Below are 22,651 nucleotides of genomic sequence, written 5' to 3'. Positions count from 1 at the left end.
CGGACACAATTATAAAAATTACCGCCGCAGTCCACTGGCTGTCGGCAGGAGACACTCAATGACCCGTCTGGCTAAACACCTCGCCTGGTTTGCCGTGGCTGTCCTGGGAGCTTTTGCGCTGAGTGTCGTGGCCCTGCGCCGCGGCGAAGCCATCAACGCCCTCTGGATCGTAGTCGCAGCAGTCGCTATCTATCTTGTCGCATACCGCTATTACAGCCTGTTTATCGCCAATAAGGTGATGCAGCTCGATCCCGGTCGAGCCACCCCCGCCGTCGTCAACAACGACGGTCTGGACTACGTGCCGACCAACAAACACATTCTCTTCGGTCACCACTTCGCGGCCATCGCGGGTGCTGGTCCGTTAGTCGGTCCAGTGTTGGCGGCGCAGATGGGCTATTTGCCCGGCACGCTCTGGCTGATCGCCGGCGTGGTGCTGGCCGGTGCCGTTCAGGACTTCATGGTCCTGTTCATGTCGACCCGCCGCAACGGTCGCTCCCTGGGCGACATGGTCCGTGAAGAAATGGGCCGCATCCCCGGGACCATCGCGCTGTTCGGCTGCTTCCTGATCATGATCATCATCCTCGCGGTGCTGGCGCTGATCGTGGTCAAGGCCCTGGCCGATAGCCCGTGGGGCATGTTCACGGTGATGGCGACCATCCCGATCGCGATGTTCATGGGCGTGTACATGCGCTACATCCGCCCGGGCCGCATCGGTGAAATCTCCATCGTCGGCGTGCTGTTGTTGCTCGGTTCGATCTGGCTGGGCGGGCAGATTGCCGCTGATCCGGTCTGGGCCAAGGTCTTCTCCTTCACCGGAATCCAGATCACCTGGATGCTGATCGGCTACGGTTTCGTCGCGGCAGTGCTGCCGGTCTGGCTGATCCTGGCGCCGCGCGACTACCTGTCGACCTTCCTCAAGATCGGCACCATCATGGCCCTGGCGATCGGCATCCTGATTACCATGCCCGTGCTGAAAATGCCGGCGCTGACCCAGTTCATCGATGGCACCGGGCCGGTGTGGAAAGGCGGGCTGTTCCCGTTCCTGTTCATCACCATCGCTTGCGGTGCGGTCTCGGGTTTCCACGCGCTGATCGCTTCCGGGACCACCCCGAAACTGTTGGCCAGTGAAGGTCATGCCCGTTACATCGGTTACGGCGGCATGCTGATGGAGTCCTTCGTGGCCATCATGGCGATGGTGGCGGCGTCGGTGATCGAACCGGGCGTGTACTTCGCCATGAACAGCCCGGCGGCAATCGTCGGCGGTGATGTGGTACAGGTGGCTCAGACTGTCAGCAGCTGGGGCTTTATGATTACCCCGGAAGCCTTGCAAGCGGTAGCCAGGGACATCGGTGAAACCACCGTTCTGGCCCGTGCCGGCGGTGCGCCGACCCTGGCGGTCGGTATCGCGCAGATCCTGCACAGTGTTCTGCCGGGTGAAAACACCATGGCGTTCTGGTACCACTTCGCGATCCTGTTCGAAGCGCTGTTCATTCTGACGGCGGTCGACGCCGGTACACGTGCCGGGCGTTTCATGCTGCAGGATTTGCTCGGTTCCTTTGTTCCGGCGCTTAAACGCACCGAGTCCTGGACCGCCAACCTGATCGCGACCGCCGGTTGCGTGGCAATGTGGGGCTACCTGCTGTACCAAGGCGTGATCGACCCGTTGGGTGGCATCAACACCTTGTGGCCGCTGTTCGGTATCTCGAATCAGATGCTGGCCGGTATCGCGCTGATGCTCGGCACGGTCGTGCTGATCAAAATGAAACGCCAACGCTACATCTGGGTGACCTTGCTGCCAGCCGCCTGGCTGCTGATCTGTACCACCACCGCAGGCTTCATCAAGCTGTTCGACGCTAACCCGGCGATCGGCTTCCTGTCGCTGGCCAAGAAATACAGCGATGCCCTGGCCAACGGTCAGATCCTCGCCCCGGCCAAGGACATCACGCAGATGCAGCACGTGATCTACAACGCCTACACCAACGCAACGCTGACGGCGCTGTTCCTGTTCGTGGTCTTCAGTATCCTGTTCTATGCGATCAAGGTCGGTATTTCCGCCTGGGGCAGCAAAGAACGCACGGATAAAGAATCGCCATTCCAGGCGATTCCAGAAGCGTGATCGAGGGTTGCAAGCATGTTCAATGACCTGAGTCGCCTCGGTAAATACCTCGGTCAGGCCGCGCGCCTGATGGTCGGCATGCCCGACTACGACACCTACGTCGAGCATATGCATACCCAACACCCGGACAAACCGGTGATGAGCTACGAGGCGTTCTTTCGGGAACGCCAGGAGGCTCGTTACGGTAGTAAGGCTGGACCGAAGTGCTGTTGACCCGCTGACGGCGGGTTATCAGAGGTGATATGGGAGCAGTTTTTTGTGGGAGCGAGCCTGCTCGCGATGACGGCTTAACATTCAACATTGCAGTTGACTGTCAGATCGCTATCGCGAGCAGGCTCGCTCCCACATTGACCTGCTCCCATTTTTCGTTAGTGAGCCGCAACAACTCGTGCCTTTAACGCAGATTCGCTACTATGTTTGCCCCGCTTTCCTTGTCTGCGGATTTCTTCATTCTGGAGCCTGAATGCCTAGCCAAAAGGACATCGCCGCCGAAAGCGGCGCACCGATGATTCCTGAACAGCGTCGTGAATTGATGCTGCGACAGTTGCGCAAGCATCAGGTGCTGAGCGTTCATCAGTTGATGGAAATGTTCGAGTGCTCGCACATGACGGTGCGTCGCGACATTGCGCTGCTGGAGCAGGAAGGTCGTGCCTACTCGGTCACGGGAGGCGTTCGAATCGCCAGCCAACTCCACAGTGAGCCTAGCCATCAGCTCAAAGCCGTAGTCGAGTTGCCGCAGAAGCAGGCAATGGCGAAACTTGCCGCCCGACTGCTGCATGCCGATATGACGATTTACCTGGATGCGGGAACCAGTACCCTGGAGATCGTCCCGTACGTCAAGGCGCTTTCCGGCATGACCGTGGTGACCAACGACTTCGGTGTTGCCCAAGCCTTGATGGACGCACCGCATGTCACGGTCATTCATACCGGCGGACAGCTGGATCACTCCAACCATTCCTGCGTAGGTGGCTTGGCGGTCGCCACTTTGCGGCAAGTGGTCACCGATATCGCCTTCATCTCCACCAGCTCCTGGGATTTGCGGCGCGGTCTCACCACACCTTCGGCGCTGAAGGTGGAGGTCAAGCAGGTGGCGATGCAATCGGCCGCGCAAACGGTGCTGGTGGCCAGCAGTTCGAAGTACGGCACTTTCAGCATGTACCGGATCGCCGGGCTCGAGCAGTTCGACATCATCCTCAGCGACGACGCACTGACTGCTGCGGCGGCCGATGGCATCCGCAAGCAAGGTGTGGAACTGCTGTTACCCTCCGGGAGCGACGCGTAGAACCTTGCCGTGGGTCTTTACGAAAACTCGCCGAGCGGCGATCAGGCAAGGCAAAAACAGGCGAGCAAGCGGAGTGTAGGGACCTACATGAGCATTGCGAGCCTGTTTTTAACGCAGCATGATCGCCGCGCAGGCAGTTTTAGAGCCTAGCGGGCCTTCCAGTCGCGCAGCCATTGCAAGCCCGCCGAGGTATCGCCGCGTGGCCGGTATTCGCACCCTACCCAACCGTCATAACCCAACTGGTCGATCAACTCGAACAGATAGGGATAGTTGACTTCTCCCAAATCCGGCTCGTGCCGATCCGGCACACCAGCTATCTGGATATGGCCAATACCTTCGAAGTCCCGACGCAATTTGCTGGCCAGGTCGCCCTCGACGATCTGGCAGTGATAACAGTCGAACTGAACCTTGAGGTTGCTCGCACCCACTTCCTTGCAGATGGCCTGGGCCTGATCCTGTCGGTTGAGGAAAAAGCCCGGCATGTCTCGGGTATTGATCGGTTCCAGCAACACCGTGACGCCGACCTTGGCCGCCTGGGCGGTGGCGTAGGCAAGGTTCTCCAGATAAATGCCGTGATGCCGTGCGCGGTCGCTCTCGGAGGGCAGCAGGCCGGCCATCACATGGATGCGCGAGTTGCCCAGCACGGCGGCATATTCCAGGGCGCGATCGAAACCGCTACGAAATTCACCCTCCCGGCCGGGCAACGATACCGTGCCCCGCTCTCCCGCCGCCCAGTCACCAGGCGGCGCGTTGAACAGCGCCTGCACCAGACCGTTGTCGCTCAAGCGCTGCTTGAGTTCCTGTGCGCTGTAGTCGTAGGGAAACAGGTACTCCACCGCTTCGAAACCATCGGCGGCGGCAGCGGCGAAGCGATCCAGAAACGCATGTTCCGGGTAGAGCATGCTGAGGTTTGCAGCAAAACGAGGCATGGTAGCTCCCAGGGTAAAGGATTAGACAAACGGCCAGATCAGCAAGGTAATACCGAAACCCAACGTACCGAGCAAGGTGGTCAGTACCGTCCAGGTGCGCAAGCCGTCGGCCACATTCAGCCCGGCCAGCTTGGTGAAGATCCAGTAGCCGGCGTCATTGATATGGGACATGGCCAACCCGCCACCGCCCATGGCCAGGCACAGCAGGGCCATGTGGTTTGGGGTGAGGTTGAGGGTCGCGATCAGCGGACTGATAATCCCGGCGGTGGTCACCAGCGCCACCGTGGTCGAGCCCTGCACCGCACGCAACAGCATGGTCAGCAGAAAGCCCAGCGCGAGTACCGGCAGACCGGTGGTACGCAACATATCGGAAACCACTGCGCCGATTCCGGTATCCACCAGTACCTTGCCGAATACACCGCCGGCACCGGCAATCAGGATCACCATCGCCACACCGGGCAAGGCCGAGCCGATCACATCGGACACCTGAGTGCGACTCCAGCCCCGACGCGAACCCAGCAACCAGGCACACAGCAAGGTATCGATCAGCAGCGCTACCAGCGGCGCGCCGAGCACGGTCATGATCCCGCGCAGAAGCGATTCGGCCGGCAGCAGCGAGGTGGCCAGGGTACCCAGCAGAATCAGAATGATCGGCAACAGGATCAGGCTGACAATCAGGCCAAAACCTGGCGGCGGTGCCGGTGGCAATTTGGAGACGATGCTGCTGACGGCCTCTTCCAGGCCCATGTGCGACACGGCCTCGGCAGCTCGCTCAGTGCTCTTGCCGTTGCCATTGGACCAGGCAACCAGATCTTCATTGGTGACATGCGGGCCGTAGACCTCGGCACGAATATCGTCGGTCATCGGGTACACCCGACGAGTCATGCGCCCGGCCACGCGGTAACCGACGTAGCAAAGCAGCGCGGTCATCGGCAGACCAAACATCAGCACGCGGCCGAGGTCGGCGCCCAACTGGCTGGCAGCCGCCACTGCGCCCGGGTGTGGCGGCAGGAAGGCGTGTACGGTCAACAAGGCCGCGCACATCGGCAGCGCGAACACCAACAGCGGTTTGCGCGCACTGCGAGCGACGCTATAGGCCAGCGGCATCAGGATGATCACGCCAACTTCGAAGAACACCGGCACTCCGACCATGAAGCCGGCAATCGTCAGCGCCAGAGGCGTACGCCGGTTGCCGAAACGAGTGATCAGCGTCTTGGCCAGCGCCTCGGCACCGCCGGAGAGTTCGATGATCCGGCCGATCATCGCGCCCAGAGCAATGATGATCGCAATATGGCCCAGGGTCTTGCCCATGCCGCCTTCAATGGTGGCGACCAGTTCAGCCGGCTTCACCCCGGCCACCAGTGCCACCAGAATGCTCACCAGCATCAAGGCTACGAAGGGCTGGAATTTGTATTTGAGCACCAGGAACAGCAACAGCGCGATGCCCACCCCAGCGGTCACCATCAGGATTAACGGGCTCATTTCAGAAACCCTCCACGCCGGGTGAACGAAGCGGTTCTGCCACTGGATCTGAAAATACCGCGGTGAAGATAAGTCATGCCTGGATTTCCTGTTGTTATTGTTTTTTCAAGCAAGCCGGGACCATCGAGAGTCGCGCACGTCTCCCGGACAGGGCTTGCGTTATCAATCTGTCGTATTAGAAAGTCAGCGCTCTACCAGTGCGCACCGAAGGTCTCTCGCAGCTCGTCCAGCGCTGCCTGATCGAGCGGTTCGGGCTTGGGGTTGCTCATCAGCCAGAGCCGTGCAGTTTCCTCGAGCTCTTCCAGGGCGTAGCTGGCCTTGGACACCGAACTCTCCCAGACCACCGGGCCGAGCCGTTCGAGCATCACGCCACGAACGCTGTTGGCCAGCCGTGCGACCTGCTCGGCAACCTTCGGCGAGCCGGGGCGCTGATAGCCAATCAACGGGATATGCCCGACTTTCATCACCTGATACGGCGTCAGCGGTGGCAGGATGTCGTCTGGCTGCCAGACGCCCGCCAGGGTCAACGCCACCAAGTGGGTGGAATGGGTGTGAACCACGCCACCAACCCCAGGGTTACGGTCGTAGACCTGGCGATGCAGCGCCAGGGTCTTTGAAGGTTTGTCACCGGACACCCACTCGCCGGCCAGATTGACCTTGGCAATCGTCGCGGGGTCGAGGCGACCGAGGCAGACGTCGGTCGGTGTGATCAACCAGCCATCGTCCAGGCGCGCACTGATATTGCCGGCGCTGCCGACGGTATAACCGCGCTCGTAAAGGCTGCGGCCAACCTCGCAAATTTCTTTGCGCAGGGCGTTTTCATTGCTCATTTCGCATCTCCGACCTGGGCCAGCTGCTGCAAGGCTTTGCTGAAGAAATCACGGCCGCCGAAGTTGCCCGACTTCAGCGCCAATGCCAAAGGTTCATCCGTACTGCTGACCGTCGCCGGCACACCCGGATCGATCTGTGCGCCGATCCGCAGCAGTTGCACGCCCAACGCCTGAACCACAGCGCCTGAGGTTTCACCACCGGCAATCACGAAGCGCCGCACGCCGCTCTGGCGCAGGCCCCGGGCGATTTCGCCCAAGGCGTTTTCCACCAGGCTGCCAGCCCGTTCGACGCCCAATTGCTGTTGCACCACCTTGACCTCTTCTGGCGAACTGGTGGCATAGATCAATACGGTTTCCTTGTGATCACGGGCGAAGGCCAAGGCTTGCGCAACGACGGGCTCACCGGCGGCCAACGCCAGTGGATCGATACGCAGAGCCGGCCGACCGGCTTCGAGCCAGGCGGCCACTTGGCCGTTAGTCGCCACCGAGGCGCTACCGGCCAACACCACTTCGCCACCGGAGACCGGCGCCAGTTTCGACGCATCAAGGTCACGCAATTTTCCGGCGCGACGGAAGTTTTCCGGCAAACCCAGGGCCAGCCCCGAACCTCCGGTCAGCAACGGCAGGTCAGCGCAAGCCGTTCCCAGGGTGTACAAATCGCTGTCCGACAAGGCATCGGCGATCGCGATGCCGACACCTTGAGCCCGCAACTCAGCGATTCGTGCCCGCACCTGTTCGGCCCCTTGGGCAATAGTGTCGTAGCGTAACAAGCCGACATTCAGGTCTGTCTGCGATTGCAGAACCCGAACCAGATTGGCATCGCTCATCGGCGTCAGCGGGTGATGCTGCATGCCCGACTCGCTGAGCAGTTGATCCTGAACAAACAAGTGGCCACGAAAGATCGTCCGTCCATTCTCCGGGAACGCCGGGCATGCCAGGGTGAAGTCACTGCCCAGTGCCGCCAGCAGCGCTTCGCTGACCTGACCGATATTGCCGGCCGCCGTGGAATCGAACGTCGAACAGTACTTGAAGAAGATCTGCTCGCAGCCTTGTTCGCGCAGCCAGGCCAGCGCCGCAAGGGACTGTTCGGTCGCCTCGGCGACCGGTGTGGTACGCGATTTCAGGGCAATGACGATCGCATCGGCGTCGATCCCGGCAGCAACTTCGCTGCTCGGGATACCGATGCTTTGTACGGTGCGCATGCCACCACGCACCAGCATGTTGGCAAGGTCGGTGGCGCCGGTGAAATCGTCGGCGATGCAGCCCAGCAATGGACGTGTGCTCATTGTGCGTTCCTCAAACAGGCTCGGTCTTGGCAGTTGGCAAGGTGATGCCCGGGAAGATCTTGATCACTGCCGAGTCGTCCTCGCGGCCGAAACCTGCACTGGAAGCCTGCATGAACATCTGGTGGGCGGTGGCCGACAGTGGCAGCGGGAATTTGCTGGCGCGCGCGGTATCCAGCACCAGGCCCAGGTCCTTGACAAAAATATCCACTGCGGACAACGGCGTGTAGTCGGCCTTGAGAATGTGCGGCACGCGGTTCTCGAACATCCAGGAGTTACCGGCGCTATGCGTGATCACCTCGTAAAGCGCGTCGGCATCGACCCCTTCACGCAACCCCAACGCCATGGCTTCGGCGGAGGCTGCGATATGCACCCCGGCAAGGAGCTGGTTGATGATCTTGACCTTCGAGCCCAGGCCATGAACGTCACCGAGTCGATAGACCTTGCCAGCCATGCCCGCAAGAATCGCCTCGGCCTTGGCGTAAGCATCCGCCGGCCCCGAGGTCATCATGGTCATTTCGCCGGCAGCCGCCTTGGCCGCGCCACCGGAGATCGGTGCATCCAGATACAGCAGGCCTTTCTCGGCCAAGCGCTGGCCAAGATCGACGGCGTAGGTTGGGGCCACGGTGGCGCAGCCGATCACCAGGCTGCCAGGACGCAACGCCGCCACGGCACCGCCTTCGCCAAACAATACGGTCTCGGTTTGCTCGGCATTCACCACAACGGTAATGATCACGTCACACTCGCCGGCCATGTGCGCCGGGGATGCGCACGCCACCCCACCCTCGCTGGCAAACTGTTCCGTCACCGCCGCGCGCACATCACAGGCATGCACATTGAAACCGCTGCGCAACAGCGAGCGGGCAATGCCCAGGCCCATCGCGCCCAGACCGACAACACCGACATTCTTGTTATTCATGGGGTACTCCTTAGTGACCGGCTTGTGAAGAAAACAACGGCTTATTGCGCGCCAGCAAGGCGCAGACGGCGGGCCGCGTTGTAGATATGAGCGCGGGCGGCATGGCCGGCGGCGAGCGGATCGCCCAGCCGTATGGCCGCGACGATCGCCAGATGTTCTTCGTGGACCTGACGGGAGAAATCCGCCCTGCCCGCTTCATTGGTACGGGTGATGCGAGTCGCGGCCTCCAGGTACTGGCTGACGAATTCGAGGGTCTTGAGGAAGTAAGGGTTACCTGTCGCCTGAGCGATGGTCCGGTGAAACGCCACATCGGCGCGAACACCGTCCAGCCCTTCATCGACCTCTTCATCGATGCGCGCCAGCGCCTCGTCAATCAGCACCAGATCGGCTTCGCTGCGATTAAGCGCCGCCTCGGAGGCGATTTCCGCCTCGATGGCACGCCGCAGCGCCAACAAGTGAAAGACACTGCCGGGCAGATGGGCTTCGGCGTAATCGATACGCAGCGGACGGATATTGGCGTTGGCCGTGACGAAGATGCCGCGCCCTTGCCGGGGTTGCAGCACGCCTTCGTTTTTGAGACGGGAAATGGCTTCGCGGACCACGGTGCGACTGACACCGAAAGCGTCTGAAAGCATGGCTTCGCTGGGCAGCTTGCTACCGGCGCCGAAGACACCAGTCTCAATCTTCTCCAGCAGTTGCTGAGCGACGCTGTCGCTCAGCACGTGAGTCGGGACCTTGTCGAACATCGAGGCGATCCTGTTTTTGTCTTGTTATCAGGTTGTCATACAGGTTGAGCAGATAATCCTCCAATGAACAGAATATGTGAAGCTGTTTTTAATAAATAACATTTTTTAACATTCAACTTAAAAGGCAGCGCCGCTGCATTGACCCGCTACCTGCCTCACGCCCGTCTAGGTTTTGAAACGCGCCACCGTCTGGTGCAGTGCTCCTGCCATCTGCGCCAACTCCAGACCGGCGGTGTGAGTATGCTCGGCACCCAGCAGGACCTGCCCGGACACGTTACGAATGCTCACCAGATTGCGATCCACTTCACGCGCCACCAATGCCTGCTGCTCCGTGGCACTGGCGATCATCAGGTTGCGCTCATTGATCTGCGAGATTGACCGGGTGATCGCTTCCAGTGCCTCGCCGGAGCGTTGCGCGACTTCCAGGGTCATCTGCACCAGGTGACCGCTGTTTTGCATGGCGGTCACCGCGTGCCCGGTATCGAGCCGAATGTTGCCAATCATCTGCTCGATTTCCTGGGTCGACACCTGAGTTCGATGGGCCAGTGCCCGCACCTCGTCGGCGACCACCGCAAAACCACGTCCGGCATCACCGGCACGAGCCGCTTCAATCGCTGCGTTGAGGGCCAGCAAATTGGTTTGCTCGGCAATGCTGCGAATCACGTCCAGCACCGTACTGATGTCTTGCACACGCCCGGCCAATTGCTCGATACGCTGCGAGGTATCCGTCATGCCGTCCGCCAGCACACCGATCGAGGCCACTGTTTCCTGAACGTGTTCACGGCCGCGCTGCGCGGTTTGCTCGGACATCCGGGACGCCTCGCTGGTGCTGACAGCATTGCGTGCGACCTCGTCGACGGCCGCCGTCATTTGATTGATCGCCGCCGCAGCCTGCTCGATCTCCAGGCCCTGCAACTGCAAACTGTCACGGGTCTGGCTGCTGACCGCACTCAGCTCTTCGGACGAACTGGCCACCTGATCAACCGACGCCGCGATGTGTTTAACCATCGCGTTCAGGCTTTGTTGCATCTGGTGCATGTTCATCATCACGCTACCGTCGGCATTGGCCTTCACGGGCACTTGAATCGTCAGATCGCCCTGCGCGATTTGACTCAATACCCGCGCAGCAGCATCGGGCTCCCCACCCAAGGGCCGGGTGACACTGCGCGTCACGATGACCGCCGCGGCGATGACCGAGGCCAGGCAGAAAACCAGCAACCCCAGCATGTTCAAGCGCGCATCGCTGTACAGGGCCTGCGCCGACCTTTCACGATCGGCGAAAATACGCCCCTGCTGCGCCATCAGGGCGTCCAGGCTTTTATAAACCTGCTGTTCGGCGGGGATGACTTGCTGTTTCAACTGCGCCATTGCGGCATCAAAGGCGCTTTGCCTGATCAACGCCTGCACCTGGGTGAACGCGGCGACGTAAGCCTCGCGATTCTTTTTCAGGGTCACATAGGCAGCCTTGCCTTCCGGCAGATCGAACAATGGCTCAAGTGTTTCAAGTGCCAGGCTGATGCGCTTTTTGGTGGTATCGATGGCCTGTTGCGCTTGCTGATTGTCTTTGTCGATCAGCAAATCCCGGGTGTTCCTGGCGTTGTCCCGTACACCTGTGGCAATGACCATGATCGGATCGATTTTCGGCCAGTCCTGTTTGACGATCACCATCGCCTGCTCCTTGAGCGTTGCCAGATCGTGTAACGCATAAAACGCCAGGCCTGTCAGTACCAACGGCGCGATTGCAAAGCCGATGACAATACGTTGTGCCGTGCTTAACTTGGCCAAATCAAATGCTCCCTGATTCATACGTGCCCGACGGGCAGCACATTTGAAAACTTCATGTCCGCGTAAGCCCTGGTTCCACCTCATCCCTGGTCGCTTTAATGTCCGCGAATGTAGTGTTCCAGTTGCCGAATCAGGTCGGCCTGTTCGGCGATGGCTTCTTTAACCAGATCACCAATCGACAACAGGCCTATCAGTTGGTCGCCTTCCACCACCGGTAAATGGCGCAGATGACTGTCGGTCATGACCGCCATGCAACGCTCGATACTCTGCTGACTGTCTGCCGTCACGACGGGCGCGCTCATGATGGCCCTGACCGGCGTACCGACCGAAGAGCGCCCAAGCAGAACGACCTTGCGCGCATAGTCGCGTTCGCTGATAACGCCGACCACCTGCCCCTCCTCTATGACGGGTAGAGCACCCACATTCTTTTCAGCCATCAGCTTCAGCGCTTCAAGGACCATCTGGTCTGGCGCGATGGTATGCACCTGCTGGTTTTGCACGACCTTCAGCTTCAGCAATTGCGCGGCTGTTTTCATACGGACCTCCAAAGCCAATCACGGTTAAAAAGCAAAAAAAAACGCCTGAAACCTTTCGGTTCCAGGCGCCTTTGCCTGTTCTATTACGGTGTTGAAACCAGACATCCATGCCTGATGCACCGACGTTGCCCATGACCTGTTCGGTCAATCGATCATCGTTGACCGAGGGGGCTGTTCACAGGAATCCGTTCCAGATGAACCTGATAGAGCCTTGCAGCCTTTGTGCCAGTCGACAGCAGGAGACTTCATCCAGCGTGGGAACCCAGGCTCCCGAGCGATAGAGGATGGTCGCGGCGACTGCGATACAAGCGAGAGACGCCTGCGCGGATCGAGCCGAATGTTCATTGCGCTGTCCCCCACTGGTGCAACGTGTTGTGCATAGCGCTTTATAAAAGTGCATCCGAGTGGTCGACTCAGGTCCGCCGGGCGGTGTGGCAAGTTTTGAGCACTGACTTACACTGCGATACACCCACTGCGAACGAAGGACTGTTCATCGGATCGATAGGTCCCGGGGCAATCCGGGCATCACGTCATGATCTGGGTGAAACCAACATGAAAACGGTCACGGCCCTTTTCACCCGTCTGCTCGCTGCCAGCGTGTGCGTGGCGACAAGCCCCTGTGCGGATGCTGCCCCTCCTTCACCAACCTTCAAGACCAGTTTCGACTGTGCCCAGGCAAGGGCATCCATCGAAAAACTTATCTGTCGTGATCCGCAACTGGCACAGATGGATATCGAACTGACGCGTCTTTATCGCCTGGCGCTCACGGATGAACATTCAGTACCGCCTCCAGACACCGTCATGATCGACCAGCAGTTCTGGATCGAGGCCCGTAATCAATGTGCCTCCGCACCTGCGCCCAAGGTTTGCACGATCCGAAGTTATGCCGAACGCGCGCACCAGTTGCGCCAAGGCTCGGCAATTGTGAGAACCAAGGATCCAGACCGGCTCACCGAAGGTCCCCTGGCTTTTCGTTGTGCGGGGTTTGACGCGCTGATTACCGCCACCTTCTTCAGCACGCAACCGGGTGTCGTGTACCTGAAATGGGCGAATACTTCGATCACCCTGAGCCAGGTGCCGAGTGATTCGGGAATCCAATACACAGGCAAGGATTACCAGGGGAATTACCGCTTTTGGCAAAACGACAACGTGGTCCTTTTCCAAAAGCCGGGCTCAGAGGAAATGAGTTGTACAGCTGAGCCCGCCAGTTGATTTCCCTCTCGCAGTAACACGGGCAAGATGGAGAGCGGCCATACCGTCATGGAGACGGTATGGCCGGTTATGGTGTGAGCTTTACTGGTGCTGAACCTGCAACTGGGACGACACCTGGACCCGCGCGAGCATGTGCTCGGCCCCTCCCCCGCGACGCATACCGCGCACCGGGCAAGCGTCGAGGTACTCGAGGCCCACCGCCAGTTTCAGATGACGCTCGGGCCGCGCCAATCGGTTGGTGACGTCGAAGCTGTACCAACCATCGTCGAGCCAGGCTTCGGCCCAGGCATGGCTGGCCAGATGACTTTCATCTTCTGTGCACAGATAACCGGAGACATAACGCGCCGGAATTCCCAGGCTGCGAGCGCAGGCCAGGAAGGCATGGGTATGGTCCTGGCAGACCCCGACGCCGGCGGCAAAGGCTTGGGCTGCGGTGGTGTCCACCGCTGTAGCGCCGGGGCTGTAGAGCATGTGCTCGGCGAGGCCATTCATCAGGTCAATCAACGCCCCGCGATCACGCCGAGTGCCGCAACGCTGCAAGGCAAAGGCAGTGAGGGCGTCGTCAGCCTTGGTCAGATGGCTGGTACGCAAGAACGGCAACGGCGACTGACTGTCGTGCTCCACGTCCAGGGCCTGGTCGATTTCAACCTGACCATAGGCGGTCAGCACGAGGGCACCGTGGGGCTCGTCCATCGTCAATACATGCAGGATGTTGCCGTAAGGATCGAGTTGGCTGCGCACCAGGCGCGGCAGTTCCAGATGCCATTCCAGAATGTGCTGGCGCTCGGTGTTCTTGGGCGTCAAACGCAGGAACTGGATGCTGGTGCAGACATCGTCGGTGTAGCTGTAGGTGGTGTCGTGGCGTATGGACAGTTTCATACGACCTCCAGATAGGATTCGTGGACGGTCTGGCCGAGATGGCGAACCTGGGAGATGAAATCAGTCAGCCACTGGTGCAGACCGAAGCCAAGGATTTCGTCGATCCCGGTGTAGCGCAGCCGCGCATTCAATTCGGCGGCCAACCGCTGGGCCGGCCGCCCGTTACTGCCCGGCAGGCTGGCGAGGATCTGGTCCAGTTCCTCGATGCAGGCGTGCAGCGAACGCGGAACGGCGGCGCGCAACAACAGCATCTCGGAGACCTGCTCGGCGTTCGGTGCATTACGGTAGAGCTCGTTGAACGCCTCGAAAGATGACAAGGCACGCAGCAAGGCGCTCCATTGGTAGTAGCCGCGAGCCGAGTTGTCACTGACCTCCTCCGACTCCTCGCCATACATTTCGTAACGCGCATCCAGCAGGCGCAGGGTGTTATCGGCGCGTTCGAGGAAGGTGCCCAGTCGAATGAAGCAGTAGGCATCGTTGCGCATGATGGTGCCTGAGGTCGCCCCGCGGAACAGGTGCGAGCGCTCCTTGACCCATTCGCAGAAATGGCTGATGCCATAACGACCCAGGCCATTGCGGGCAATGTTGCGCATCTCCAGCCAGGTGGCGTTGATGTTCTCCCACATGTCGGCGGTGATCCGTCCGCGCACCGCGTGGGCATTGGCCCGCGCCGCCTGCAGGCAGCAATAGATACTGCCGGGGTTGGTTTCATCCAGCGCGAAGAAATGCAGCATTCGCTCGGTGTTGAGTTCGCCATAGCGCTGGTTGTAGTCGTCCAGCGTGCCGGCGGCCAGCAGTGACATCGCCAACTCGGCATGGCCATCGGTACGTCCGGCCTGGGGCATCAGCGACAATGAGTAACTGACTTCGAGCATGCGCGCCAGGTTTTCGGCGCGCTCCAGATAACGGGACATCCAGTAGAGGTCCGAAGCGGTTCTTGAAAGCATGTCTTAGTCCTCCACTACCCAAGTGTCTTTGGTGCCACCGCCCTGGGACGAGTTCACCACCAGCGAGCCTTCGCGCAATGCCACGCGAGTCAGGCCGCCGGGCACCAGGCGGGTTTCACGGCCCGACAGCACAAACGGGCGCAGGTCGATATGGCGTGGGGCGATGCCGCTTTCGACAAAGGTCGGGCACGTGGACAGACACAGCGTCGGCTGGGCGATATAGGCCTCAGGGCGTGCCTTGAGACGCGCGCGGAAGTCCTCGATTTCCGCCGCCGTGGCAGCCGGGCCGACCAGCATCCCGTAGCCACCGGAACCCTGGGTTTCCTTGACCACCAACTCAGGAAGATTGGCCAGCACATGGGACAGCTCTTCTGGTTTGCGACATTGCCAGGTGGGAACGTTCTTGAGGATCGGCTCCTCGTCGAGGTAGAAGCGAATCATGTCGCCCACATAGGGGTAGATCGACTTGTCATCCGCCACGCCCGTGCCAATGGCATTGGCGAGGATCACGTTCCCCGCGCGATAGACCGCCACCAGCCCGGGCACACCCAGCATGGAGTCCGGATTGAAAGACAGCGGGTCGAGAAACGCATCGTCTAGACGCCGATAAATCACATCCACCTGTTTCGGGCCGGCGGTAGTGCGCATGTAGACATGATCGTCGCGGACGAACAGATCAGCGCCTTCAACCAGTTCCACGCCCATTTCACGAGCCAGGAATGCGTGTTCGAAGTAAGCGCTGTTGAAGCGGCCCGGGGTTAGTACCACGGTCGTCGGGTTGTCCAGGGGGCTGGAAGTCTTGAGGGTGTCCAGCAGCAGGTTCGGGTAGTGGTCGATGGGCGCCACGCGCTGGGCGGCGAAGAGTTCGGGAAACAGGCGCATCATCATCTTGCGGTCTTCGAGCATGTAGCTGACGCCGCTGGGTGTGCGCAGATTGTCTTCGAGTACGTAGTAACTGCCGTCGCCATCGCGCACCAGGTCGACCCCGGAGATGTGGGCATAGATGCCGCGGTGCGGATTCAGGCCCTGCATGGCGACCTGATAACCCTCGTTGGCCAACACCTGTTCGGCCGGAATAATGCCCTCCTTGAGAATCCGTTGCCCGTGATAGATATCGGCCAGGAACATGTTCAAGGCCTGGACCCGCTGAATGCAGCCACGCTCGACCATCTGCCATTCGCTGGCCTTGATGCTGCGTGGAATGATGTCGAACGGAATCAACCGCTCGGTGCCCTGCTCGTCCCCATATAACGTGAAGGTGATGCCGGCTCGATGGAACAGCAGGTCGGCTTCGCGACGACGCTGTTCCAGCAGCTCCAGGGGCGTGTCCGCCAACCAGCGCGCAAACTCCTGGTAATGTGGGCGGCAGCCACCACTCGCATCATACATTTCATTAAAAAAAGCTCGGGACATACCCCACTCCTTGCCGCGATACAGCCGGCATTTTTTTATAACTTTGTCATTCCAATAGATGAAGCCTTACGTTGTTTTAGTGAGTACTGTTTCTGTAAAGCACCTCAGTGTGCACCGTGAACTTCCTGTCCCTTTATGAAGCTGGAAGCTCACGATTCCGACAGCGTCTTGACGCCTTCTGGCGCCAGAGATCTGGCCGTTTCCGGATTAGCTTACTGGCGCTCCTACTTGTAACGCCCCCAGTTTCTTTTTATCGCAAAAACCACACTTCCGGTGGTTTGAAAGTGCTTTTGCAAGGGCTGTGCCCACGCAACGCCGGGGCGGTTAAAAATCGAGAAAACCTTGAATAATGATACTGATGCGACATTTACGTTCATTTTTACGGTGTTTTTCTCGTAATAGGCTGAAACGTTTATTGCACTTACGGTTTGCACAACTCTGGCGCGGACAAAATCGGTGCATTGGGTAAATAAGTTGATTTTATTGCCCTGTAAACGGGAAATTTTTACCCACTCTTTTTTATGAGCTTTGTAATACCAATCCTTCAGACCCGCACATCGAATTGAATTCTTGCACCATTAATGCGCACGCAAACGCACTCCATGACTACACATGGAGCTGATGTGCCCGCTAGTGATGCACAACGCTATTCAGTTGAATGAGCGTTCTGGTGCCGTCGAACTCTCCGTCGTCAGGCAGGCCCAGCCTCCAACCATATCCCCCCGTTTCAAACCGACCGTTCGGTCCTGTCTACATGCGATCTCCACCGCACTCGCGGCACAGCGCATGACCCGCCCGCGAGATGCCCGTCCCTCTTTTTATCGCCTTCCGGCCGGAAACTCGTTTCAGCCTCTTGCGCTAGCGGTATTATGGTATACCATCATACGCACAGACGCCTCTCAACCCGAATACGGAGCAGCTCATGAGTTTCGAAATCCGCAAGATCGTCAGCTATGTCGAACAAACCTTTATTGAAGGCGGCAAGGCCACCGATAAGCCGGTGACCATGGTCGGGCTGGCCGTGGTGATGAAAAACCCCTGGCTGGGTCGCGGCTTCGTCGAAGACCTGAAGCCGGAAATTCGTGCCAACTGCTCCGACCTCGGCGCACTGATGGTCGAACGCCTGGTGGGCATCATCGGCGGTGCCGAAAAAATCGAAGCTTATGGCAAGGCGGCTGTAGTGGGCGCCGACGGCGAAATCGAGCACGCCTCTGCCGTGATCCATACCCTGCGCTTCGGCAATCACTACCGTGAAGCGGTCAAAGCCAAGAGCTACCTGAGTTTCACCAACAAACGCGGCGGTCCGGGCACCTCGATCCAGATTCCGATGATGCACAAGGACGACGAAGGCCTGCGTTCGCACTACATCACCCTGGAAATGCAGATCGAAGATGCGCCGCGCGCCGACGAAATCGTCGTGGTCCTGGGTTGCGCCGATGGCGGCCGTCTGCACCCACGCATCGGTAACCGTTACATCGATCTGGAAGAACTGGCGGCCGAGAAAGCCCAGTAATTCCAGTGAGAGCCACTACAACAAAAAGGCATGCAGGAGCGCTCCATGATTCGGCTCACCGCTGAACGCACCCCGGCTGGCACCAGTTACCTGGCGACCGGCCAAGGCCAGCCCGTGGTTTTGATCCACGGCGTGGGCCTGAACAAAGAAATGTGGGGCGGCCAGGTCGTTGGCCTGGCCACGAAGTACCGCGTGATTGCCTACGACATGCTCGGTCATGGCGCGAGCCCCCGCCCGGAAAGCGGCACTCCTCTGCTCGGCTATGCCGACCAGTTGCTGGAGGTGCTCGACCACCTGCAATTACCGCAGGCGACGGTCATCGGCTTTTCGATGGGCGGGCTGGTGGCCCGGGCTTTTGCCTTGCATTACCCGCAACGCCTGCAAGGCCTGGTGGTGCTCAACAGCGTGTTCAATCGCAGCCCCGAACAGCGTGCAGGGGTGATTGCCCGCACCGCCCAGGCTGCCGAACACGGACCGGACGCCAACGCCGAAGCCGCACTGTCGCGCTGGTTCAGCCGCGAATACCAGGCGGCTAATCCGGCACAGATTGCCGCCCTGCGCCAGACCTTGGCGGATAACGACCCACAGGGTTACCTGACCACCTATGAGCTGTTCGCGACCCAGGACATGTACCGCGCCGAGGATCTGGCCAATATTCAGGTGCCGACTCTGATCGCCACCGGTGAACTGGACCCTGGTTCGACACCGGAAATGGCCCGGCAATTGGCCGAACGAATTCCCGGCGCCACCGTTGCCGTGCTCGCCGAGCAACGGCATATGATGCCCGTAGAATCGCCGCGCCTGGTCAACCAGCTGTTACTGGAGTTTCTTGACACCGCGCACTCCCGACAAAACCAAATAAAGGGGATCGTTGCATGACACTCGCACGCTTCCAGATGTGCATCGGCGGTGAATGGGTCGATGCCCTGTCCGGCAAAACCTTTGAAAGCCTGAACCCGGCCCTGGCTCAAGCCTGGGCTGAACTGCCCGATGCCGACGAAGCTGACGTCGAGCGTGCCGTACAGGCGGCGCAGACGGCTTTCGACAACCCGGCCTGGCGCGGCCTCACCGCCACGGCTCGCGGTAAATTACTACGGCGTCTTGGCGACCTGATCGCCGAAAACAAAGAGCAACTGGCGCAGCTGGAAAGCCGCGACAACGGCAAGCTGATTCGCGAGACCCGTGGCCAGGTTGGCTACCTGCCGGAGTTCTTCCACTACACCGCAGGTCTGGCCGACAAACTCGAAGGCGGCACGCTCCCCCTCGACAAGCCGGACCTGTTTGCCTACACCGTGCATGAAGCCATGGGCGTGGTCGCGGCGATCATTCCCTGGAACAGCCCGCTGTACCTGACGGCGATCAAACTGGCCCCGGCCCTCGCGGCGGGCAACACCATCGTGATCAAACCGTCCGAGCACGCTTCGGCGACCATCCTGGAGCTGGCACGTCTGGCGCTGGAAGCCGGGATTCCGCCGGGCGTGGTCAACGTCGTCACCGGTTACGGCCCGAGCACCGGCGCCGCCCTCACCCGCCATCCGCTGGTACGCAAGATTGCGTTCACCGGCGGTGCCGCCACGGCGCGGCATGTGGTGCGCAGCAGCGCCGAGAACTTCGCCAAGCTGTCGCTGGAACTGGGCGGCAAATCGCCGAACATCATCTTCGCCGATGCCGACCTCGACAGCGCGATCAACGGTGCAATTGCCGGGATCTATGCGGCATCGGGTCAGAGCTGCGTCTCCGGCTCGCGCCTGCTGGTTCAGGACGAAATCTACGATGAGTTCGTTTCGCGTCTGGTCGAACGCGCCAAGCGCATCCGCATCGGCAACCCGCAGGAAGACAGCAGTGAAATGGGCCCGATGGCCACCGCGCAACAACTGGCGGTTGTCGAAGGTTTGGTGGCTGACGCCATCGCCGAAGGTGCGCGCCTGCGCCTGGGCGGCAAGCGTCCAGAAAATCTGGGCGACGGCTGGTTCTATGAACCGACCCTGTTCGAATGCGACCGCAATTCGATGAAGATCATGCAGGAAGAAGTCTTCGGTCCGGTGGCCTCGGTCATCCGTTTCAAGGACGAAGCCGAAGCCCTGGCGATCGCCAACGACTCGCAGTTCGGCCTCGCCGCCGGCATCTGGACCCGCGACCTGGGCCGCGCTCACCGCCTGGCTCGGGACGTGCGCTCCGGGATCATCTGGGTGAACACCTACCGCGCCGTATCGGCCATGGCGCCGATCGGCGGCTTCAAGAACAGCGGCTATGGACGCGAAAGCGGCATCGATTCGGTGCTGGCCTACACCGAGCTGAAAACGGTGTGGATCAACCTCTCTCAGGCACCGATGCCTGATCCCTTCGTGATGCGCTAGGAGACCGCCGACATGATCGAACCCGGCATTTACAAAGACGTCATGAGCTCGTTCCCTTCCGGAGTCACGGTGGTCACCACCCTGGACCCGGACGGCGGCATCGTCGGCATTACCGCCAGCGCTTTCAGTGCACTGTCGATCGATCCGGCGCTGGTGCTGTTCTGCCCCAACTATGCCTCTGACACCTACCCGATCCTGCGTGACAGCAAGCAGTTCGCGATTCATCTGCTGTCCGCCGACCAGACCGCCGAAGCCTATGCGTTTGCTGGCAAAGGCAAGGACAAGGCCAAAGGCATCGACTGGCACCTCAGTGAGCTGGGCAACCCGCTGCTGGGCAAAGCCACGGCGATTATCGAGTGCGAGTTGTGGCGCGAATACGACGGCGGCGATCACGCGATCATCGTCGGCGCGGTGAAGAACCTGATTCTGCCCGAGCAACCGGTGACGCCGATGATCTATCACAAAGGCAAGCTGGCCCCGCTGCCCGCGCTGGCCTGATATCTATCTTCAGGGGCGCAGGTCCATGTGGGAGCGCGTCCCCCATTTCTTAGGAGCCGGCATGAGCCCAGCAGCCTCGCAACTGTTCCGCCAGCAGGCCTTTATCGATGGCCAATGGCTGGATGCGCCGAATGGTGCCAGTCAAGACATTTTCAATCCAGCCTCCGGCGAACTGATCGGCCGGGTGCCCAACCTTGGCGCCAGCGACGCACGCCAAGCCATCGCCGCCGCCAACAAGGCCTGGCCGGCATGGCGTGCGTTGACGGCCAAGGAACGCAGCCAGACGCTCAAGCGCTGGCACGCACTGATGCTGGAACATGCCGACGCCCTGGCCGAAATCCTCACCCTCGAACAAGGCAAGCCACTGGCCGAAGCCAAGGGTGAAATCCTCTACGCCGCGAGCTTCATCGAGTGGTTCGCCGAAGAAGCCAAACGCATCTATGGCGACACCATTCCCAGCCACAAAGCTGATGCGCGCATTGTGGTCAGCAAAGAGTCGATTGGCGTGGTTGCGGCCATCACTCCGTGGAACTTCCCGGCGGCGATGATCACCCGCAAAGCCGGTCCGGCGCTGGCCGCCGGTTGCCCGTGCATCGTCAAACCGGCACCGGAAACCCCGTTCTCGGCCCTGGCCATGGCTGTGCTGGCCGAACAGGCCGGGATTCCACCGGGCATTTTCAACGTGATTACCGGCGACGCGGTTGCGATCGGCGCCGAGCTCACCGCCAGCCCCTTGGTGCGCAAACTGTCGTTCACCGGTTCCACCGCCATCGGCAAACTGTTGATGGCGCAGTGCGCGCCGACGCTGAAGAAGGTGTCGCTGGAGCTGGGGGGAAATGCGCCCTTCATCGTGTTCGACGACGCGGATCTGGAGCGCGCGGTGGACGGTGCGCTGATTGCCAAATTTCGCAACGCCGGGCAAACCTGTGTCTGCGTTAATCGCTTCCTGGTCCAGGGCGGTATTCACGACGCCTTTGTCGCTCGCTTGGCCGAGCGCGTAAAACAACTGCACGTTGGCAGCGGTTTCGACGCCAACGTGAATCAGGGTCCACTGATCAACGAGCGTGCCGTGGCCAAGGTCGAAGACCACGTGCAGGACGCGCTTGCCCAAGGCGCCCGATTGCTCTGCGGCGGTGAGCGTCACGCACTCGGGCACGGGTTCTTTCAGCCCACGGTACTGGCCGGCATCACCACGCAGATGAAGGTCGCCCGGGAAGAAACCTTCGGCCCACTCGCGGCGGTGTTCCGCTTCGACACGGAAGCCGAAGCCGTACACCTGGCCAACGACACCGAGTTCGGCCTCGCCGCTTATTGCTATACCCGTGATCTGGGCCGTGCCTGGCGCATGAGTGAGGCGCTGGAGTACGGCATGGTCGGGATCAACGAAGGGCTGATCTCCACCGAGGTCGCGCCGTTTGGCGGCATCAAATCCTCAGGCCTGGGCCGCGAAGGTTCCAAGTACGGCATCGAGGATTATCTGGAACTCAAATACACCCTGATGGGTGGGCTCGACGACTTCGGGAGCACACAACGATGAGCAACGAGAAATATGAACAAGGGCTGAAAATCCGCACCCAGGTGTTGGGCGAAGCCTATGTGAGCCGTTCGATCGAGAACGCCGACGACTTCACCCGACCGCTGCAGGAGCTGGTCACCGAATACTGCTGGGGCCACGTTTGGGGCCGTGAGGGTTTGTCGCTTAAAGAGCGCAGCATGATAAACTTGGCGATGATTTCGGCCCTCAACCGGCCCCACGAACTCAAGTTGCATGTGCGCGGTGCCTTGCGTAACGGGCTGACTCGTGAACAAATACGCGAAATTCTGCTTCAGGTCGGTATTTATTGCGGTGTCCCCGCTGCCGTAGACAGTTTCCGGCTCGCCCGTGAAGCCTTCGCCGAAGTCGATGCCGAGGCCTCCAGTTAAC

21 protein-coding genes and 1 pseudogene are annotated in these 22,651 nt (G+C 60.3%); 10 read left to right on the top strand and 12 right to left on the bottom strand.

The features are described from left to right. The first annotated feature begins 58 nt into the window (after positions 1–58). From HK44_RS16240 to HK44_RS16230, 3 genes are all read left to right on the top strand, one after another. Entirely contained in the window at positions 59–2,116 is a 2,058-nt protein-coding gene (locus HK44_RS16240; protein ID WP_019690442.1) for a carbon starvation CstA family protein, read from the top strand. 15 nt (positions 2,117–2,131) lie between these two features. Then, positions 2,132–2,329: a YbdD/YjiX family protein gene (locus HK44_RS16235; RefSeq protein ID WP_019690443.1), complete on the top strand. Its 198-nt coding sequence runs from the start codon at positions 2,132–2,134 to the stop codon at positions 2,327–2,329. 250 nt (positions 2,330–2,579) lie between these two features. Next, the gene (locus HK44_RS16230; RefSeq protein WP_019690444.1) at positions 2,580–3,398 is read left to right on the top strand and encodes a DeoR/GlpR family DNA-binding transcription regulator; all 819 of its coding nucleotides are present in this window, start codon (positions 2,580–2,582) and stop codon (positions 3,396–3,398) included. Positions 3,399–3,544: 146 nt separating this feature from the next. Here HK44_RS16230 and otnI read toward each other — a convergent pair whose 3' ends face one another. The 9 genes and pseudogenes from otnI to HK44_RS16190 all read right to left on the bottom strand — a co-directional run bounded on the left by otnI (position 3,545) and on the right by HK44_RS16190 (position 11,908). Then, positions 3,545–4,327 carry a 2-oxo-tetronate isomerase gene (otnI, locus tag HK44_RS16225; RefSeq protein ID WP_019690445.1) on the bottom strand — a complete coding sequence of 261 codons (783 nt, stop codon included), beginning with the start codon at positions 4,325–4,327 and terminating at the stop codon, positions 3,545–3,547. Positions 4,328–4,348: 21 nt separating this feature from the next. Beyond that, a complete protein-coding gene (locus HK44_RS16220) occupies positions 4,349–5,809 on the bottom strand; it encodes a GntP family transporter (protein WP_019690446.1) in 1,461 nt (486 codons plus the stop codon). A 191-nt stretch (positions 5,810–6,000) separates the two neighbouring features. After that, complete coding sequence (locus HK44_RS16215; RefSeq protein ID WP_019690447.1) at positions 6,001–6,639, bottom strand: aldolase; 639 nt, start codon at positions 6,637–6,639, stop codon at positions 6,001–6,003. After that, a complete protein-coding gene (gene otnK / locus HK44_RS16210; RefSeq protein WP_019690448.1) occupies positions 6,636–7,925 on the bottom strand; it encodes a 3-oxo-tetronate kinase in 1,290 nt (429 codons plus the stop codon). Before otnK ends, HK44_RS16215 begins: the two co-directional genes overlap by 4 nt. A gap of 10 nt (positions 7,926–7,935) precedes the next feature. Next, the gene (gene ltnD, locus HK44_RS16205) at positions 7,936–8,841 is read right to left on the bottom strand and encodes an L-threonate dehydrogenase (RefSeq protein WP_019690449.1); all 906 of its coding nucleotides are present in this window, start codon (positions 8,839–8,841) and stop codon (positions 7,936–7,938) included. Positions 8,842–8,882: 41 nt separating this feature from the next. Next, on the bottom strand, positions 8,883–9,587 hold the full coding sequence (locus HK44_RS16200; protein WP_019690450.1) for a FadR/GntR family transcriptional regulator: 705 nt from the start codon (positions 9,585–9,587) through the stop codon (positions 8,883–8,885). Positions 9,588–9,752: 165 nt separating this feature from the next. Then, complete coding sequence (locus HK44_RS30570; protein WP_431357335.1) at positions 9,753–10,397, bottom strand: methyl-accepting chemotaxis protein; 645 nt, start codon at positions 10,395–10,397, stop codon at positions 9,753–9,755. A 486-nt stretch (positions 10,398–10,883) separates the two neighbouring features. Beyond that, positions 10,884–11,393 (bottom strand): annotated as a pseudogene (locus tag HK44_RS30565) (MCP four helix bundle domain-containing protein); the annotation flags it as partial. Between the two features lie 74 nt (positions 11,394–11,467). Next, positions 11,468–11,908 (bottom strand): CBS domain-containing protein, encoded by a 441-nt coding sequence (locus HK44_RS16190; protein WP_019690452.1) that lies wholly within the window; start codon positions 11,906–11,908, stop codon positions 11,468–11,470. Between the two features lie 552 nt (positions 11,909–12,460). Here HK44_RS16190 and HK44_RS16185 point away from each other — a divergent pair. Further along, positions 12,461–13,120 (top strand): MliC family protein, encoded by a 660-nt coding sequence (locus HK44_RS16185; RefSeq protein WP_019690453.1) that lies wholly within the window; start codon positions 12,461–12,463, stop codon positions 13,118–13,120. Positions 13,121–13,201: 81 nt separating this feature from the next. Here the strand turns inward: HK44_RS16185 and HK44_RS16180 are convergent, their stop codons facing one another. From HK44_RS16180 to HK44_RS16170, 3 genes are read right to left on the bottom strand one after another with little or no spacing between them, the layout of a single operon-like run. Next, positions 13,202–13,999, bottom strand: coding sequence for a transglutaminase family protein (locus HK44_RS16180; protein ID WP_019690454.1), 798 nt, complete (start codon positions 13,997–13,999; stop codon positions 13,202–13,204). After that, a complete protein-coding gene (locus HK44_RS16175) occupies positions 13,996–14,946 on the bottom strand; it encodes an alpha-E domain-containing protein (protein ID WP_019690455.1) in 951 nt (316 codons plus the stop codon). Before HK44_RS16175 ends, HK44_RS16180 begins: the two co-directional genes overlap by 4 nt. A 3-nt stretch (positions 14,947–14,949) precedes the next feature. Beyond that, complete coding sequence (locus HK44_RS16170) at positions 14,950–16,359, bottom strand: circularly permuted type 2 ATP-grasp protein (protein ID WP_019690456.1); 1,410 nt, start codon at positions 16,357–16,359, stop codon at positions 14,950–14,952. A gap of 922 nt (positions 16,360–17,281) precedes the next feature. Between HK44_RS16170 and HK44_RS16165 the strand changes: the two genes are divergently transcribed. From HK44_RS16165 to HK44_RS16140, 6 genes are all read left to right on the top strand, one after another. Next, positions 17,282–17,872: an amino acid synthesis family protein gene (locus HK44_RS16165; protein ID WP_019690457.1), complete on the top strand. Its 591-nt coding sequence runs from the start codon at positions 17,282–17,284 to the stop codon at positions 17,870–17,872. Positions 17,873–17,917: 45 nt separating this feature from the next. After that, entirely contained in the window at positions 17,918–18,751 is an 834-nt protein-coding gene (locus tag HK44_RS16160) for an alpha/beta fold hydrolase (RefSeq protein ID WP_019690458.1), read from the top strand. Next, positions 18,748–20,229, top strand: a complete 1,482-nt coding sequence (locus tag HK44_RS16155) for an aldehyde dehydrogenase (RefSeq protein WP_019690459.1) — start codon at positions 18,748–18,750, stop codon at positions 20,227–20,229. Before HK44_RS16160 ends, HK44_RS16155 begins: the two co-directional genes overlap by 4 nt. A 12-nt stretch (positions 20,230–20,241) precedes the next feature. Next, positions 20,242–20,727: a flavin reductase family protein gene (locus HK44_RS16150; RefSeq protein ID WP_019690460.1), complete on the top strand. Its 486-nt coding sequence runs from the start codon at positions 20,242–20,244 to the stop codon at positions 20,725–20,727. A gap of 61 nt (positions 20,728–20,788) precedes the next feature. Continuing rightward, on the top strand, positions 20,789–22,264 hold the full coding sequence (locus HK44_RS16145) for an NAD-dependent succinate-semialdehyde dehydrogenase (RefSeq protein ID WP_019690461.1): 1,476 nt from the start codon (positions 20,789–20,791) through the stop codon (positions 22,262–22,264). Then, entirely contained in the window at positions 22,261–22,650 is a 390-nt protein-coding gene (locus HK44_RS16140; protein WP_019690462.1) for a carboxymuconolactone decarboxylase family protein, read from the top strand. The genes HK44_RS16145 and HK44_RS16140 overlap by 4 nt, the downstream gene beginning before the upstream one ends. Position 22,651: the final 1 nt, after the last annotated feature.

The organism is Pseudomonas fluorescens HK44 (assembly GCF_000217955.3).
Classification (GTDB): Bacteria; Pseudomonadota; Gammaproteobacteria; order Pseudomonadales; family Pseudomonadaceae; genus Aquipseudomonas; species Aquipseudomonas fluorescens_AQ.
This window is presented reverse-complemented; position numbering and strand designations above follow the sequence as displayed.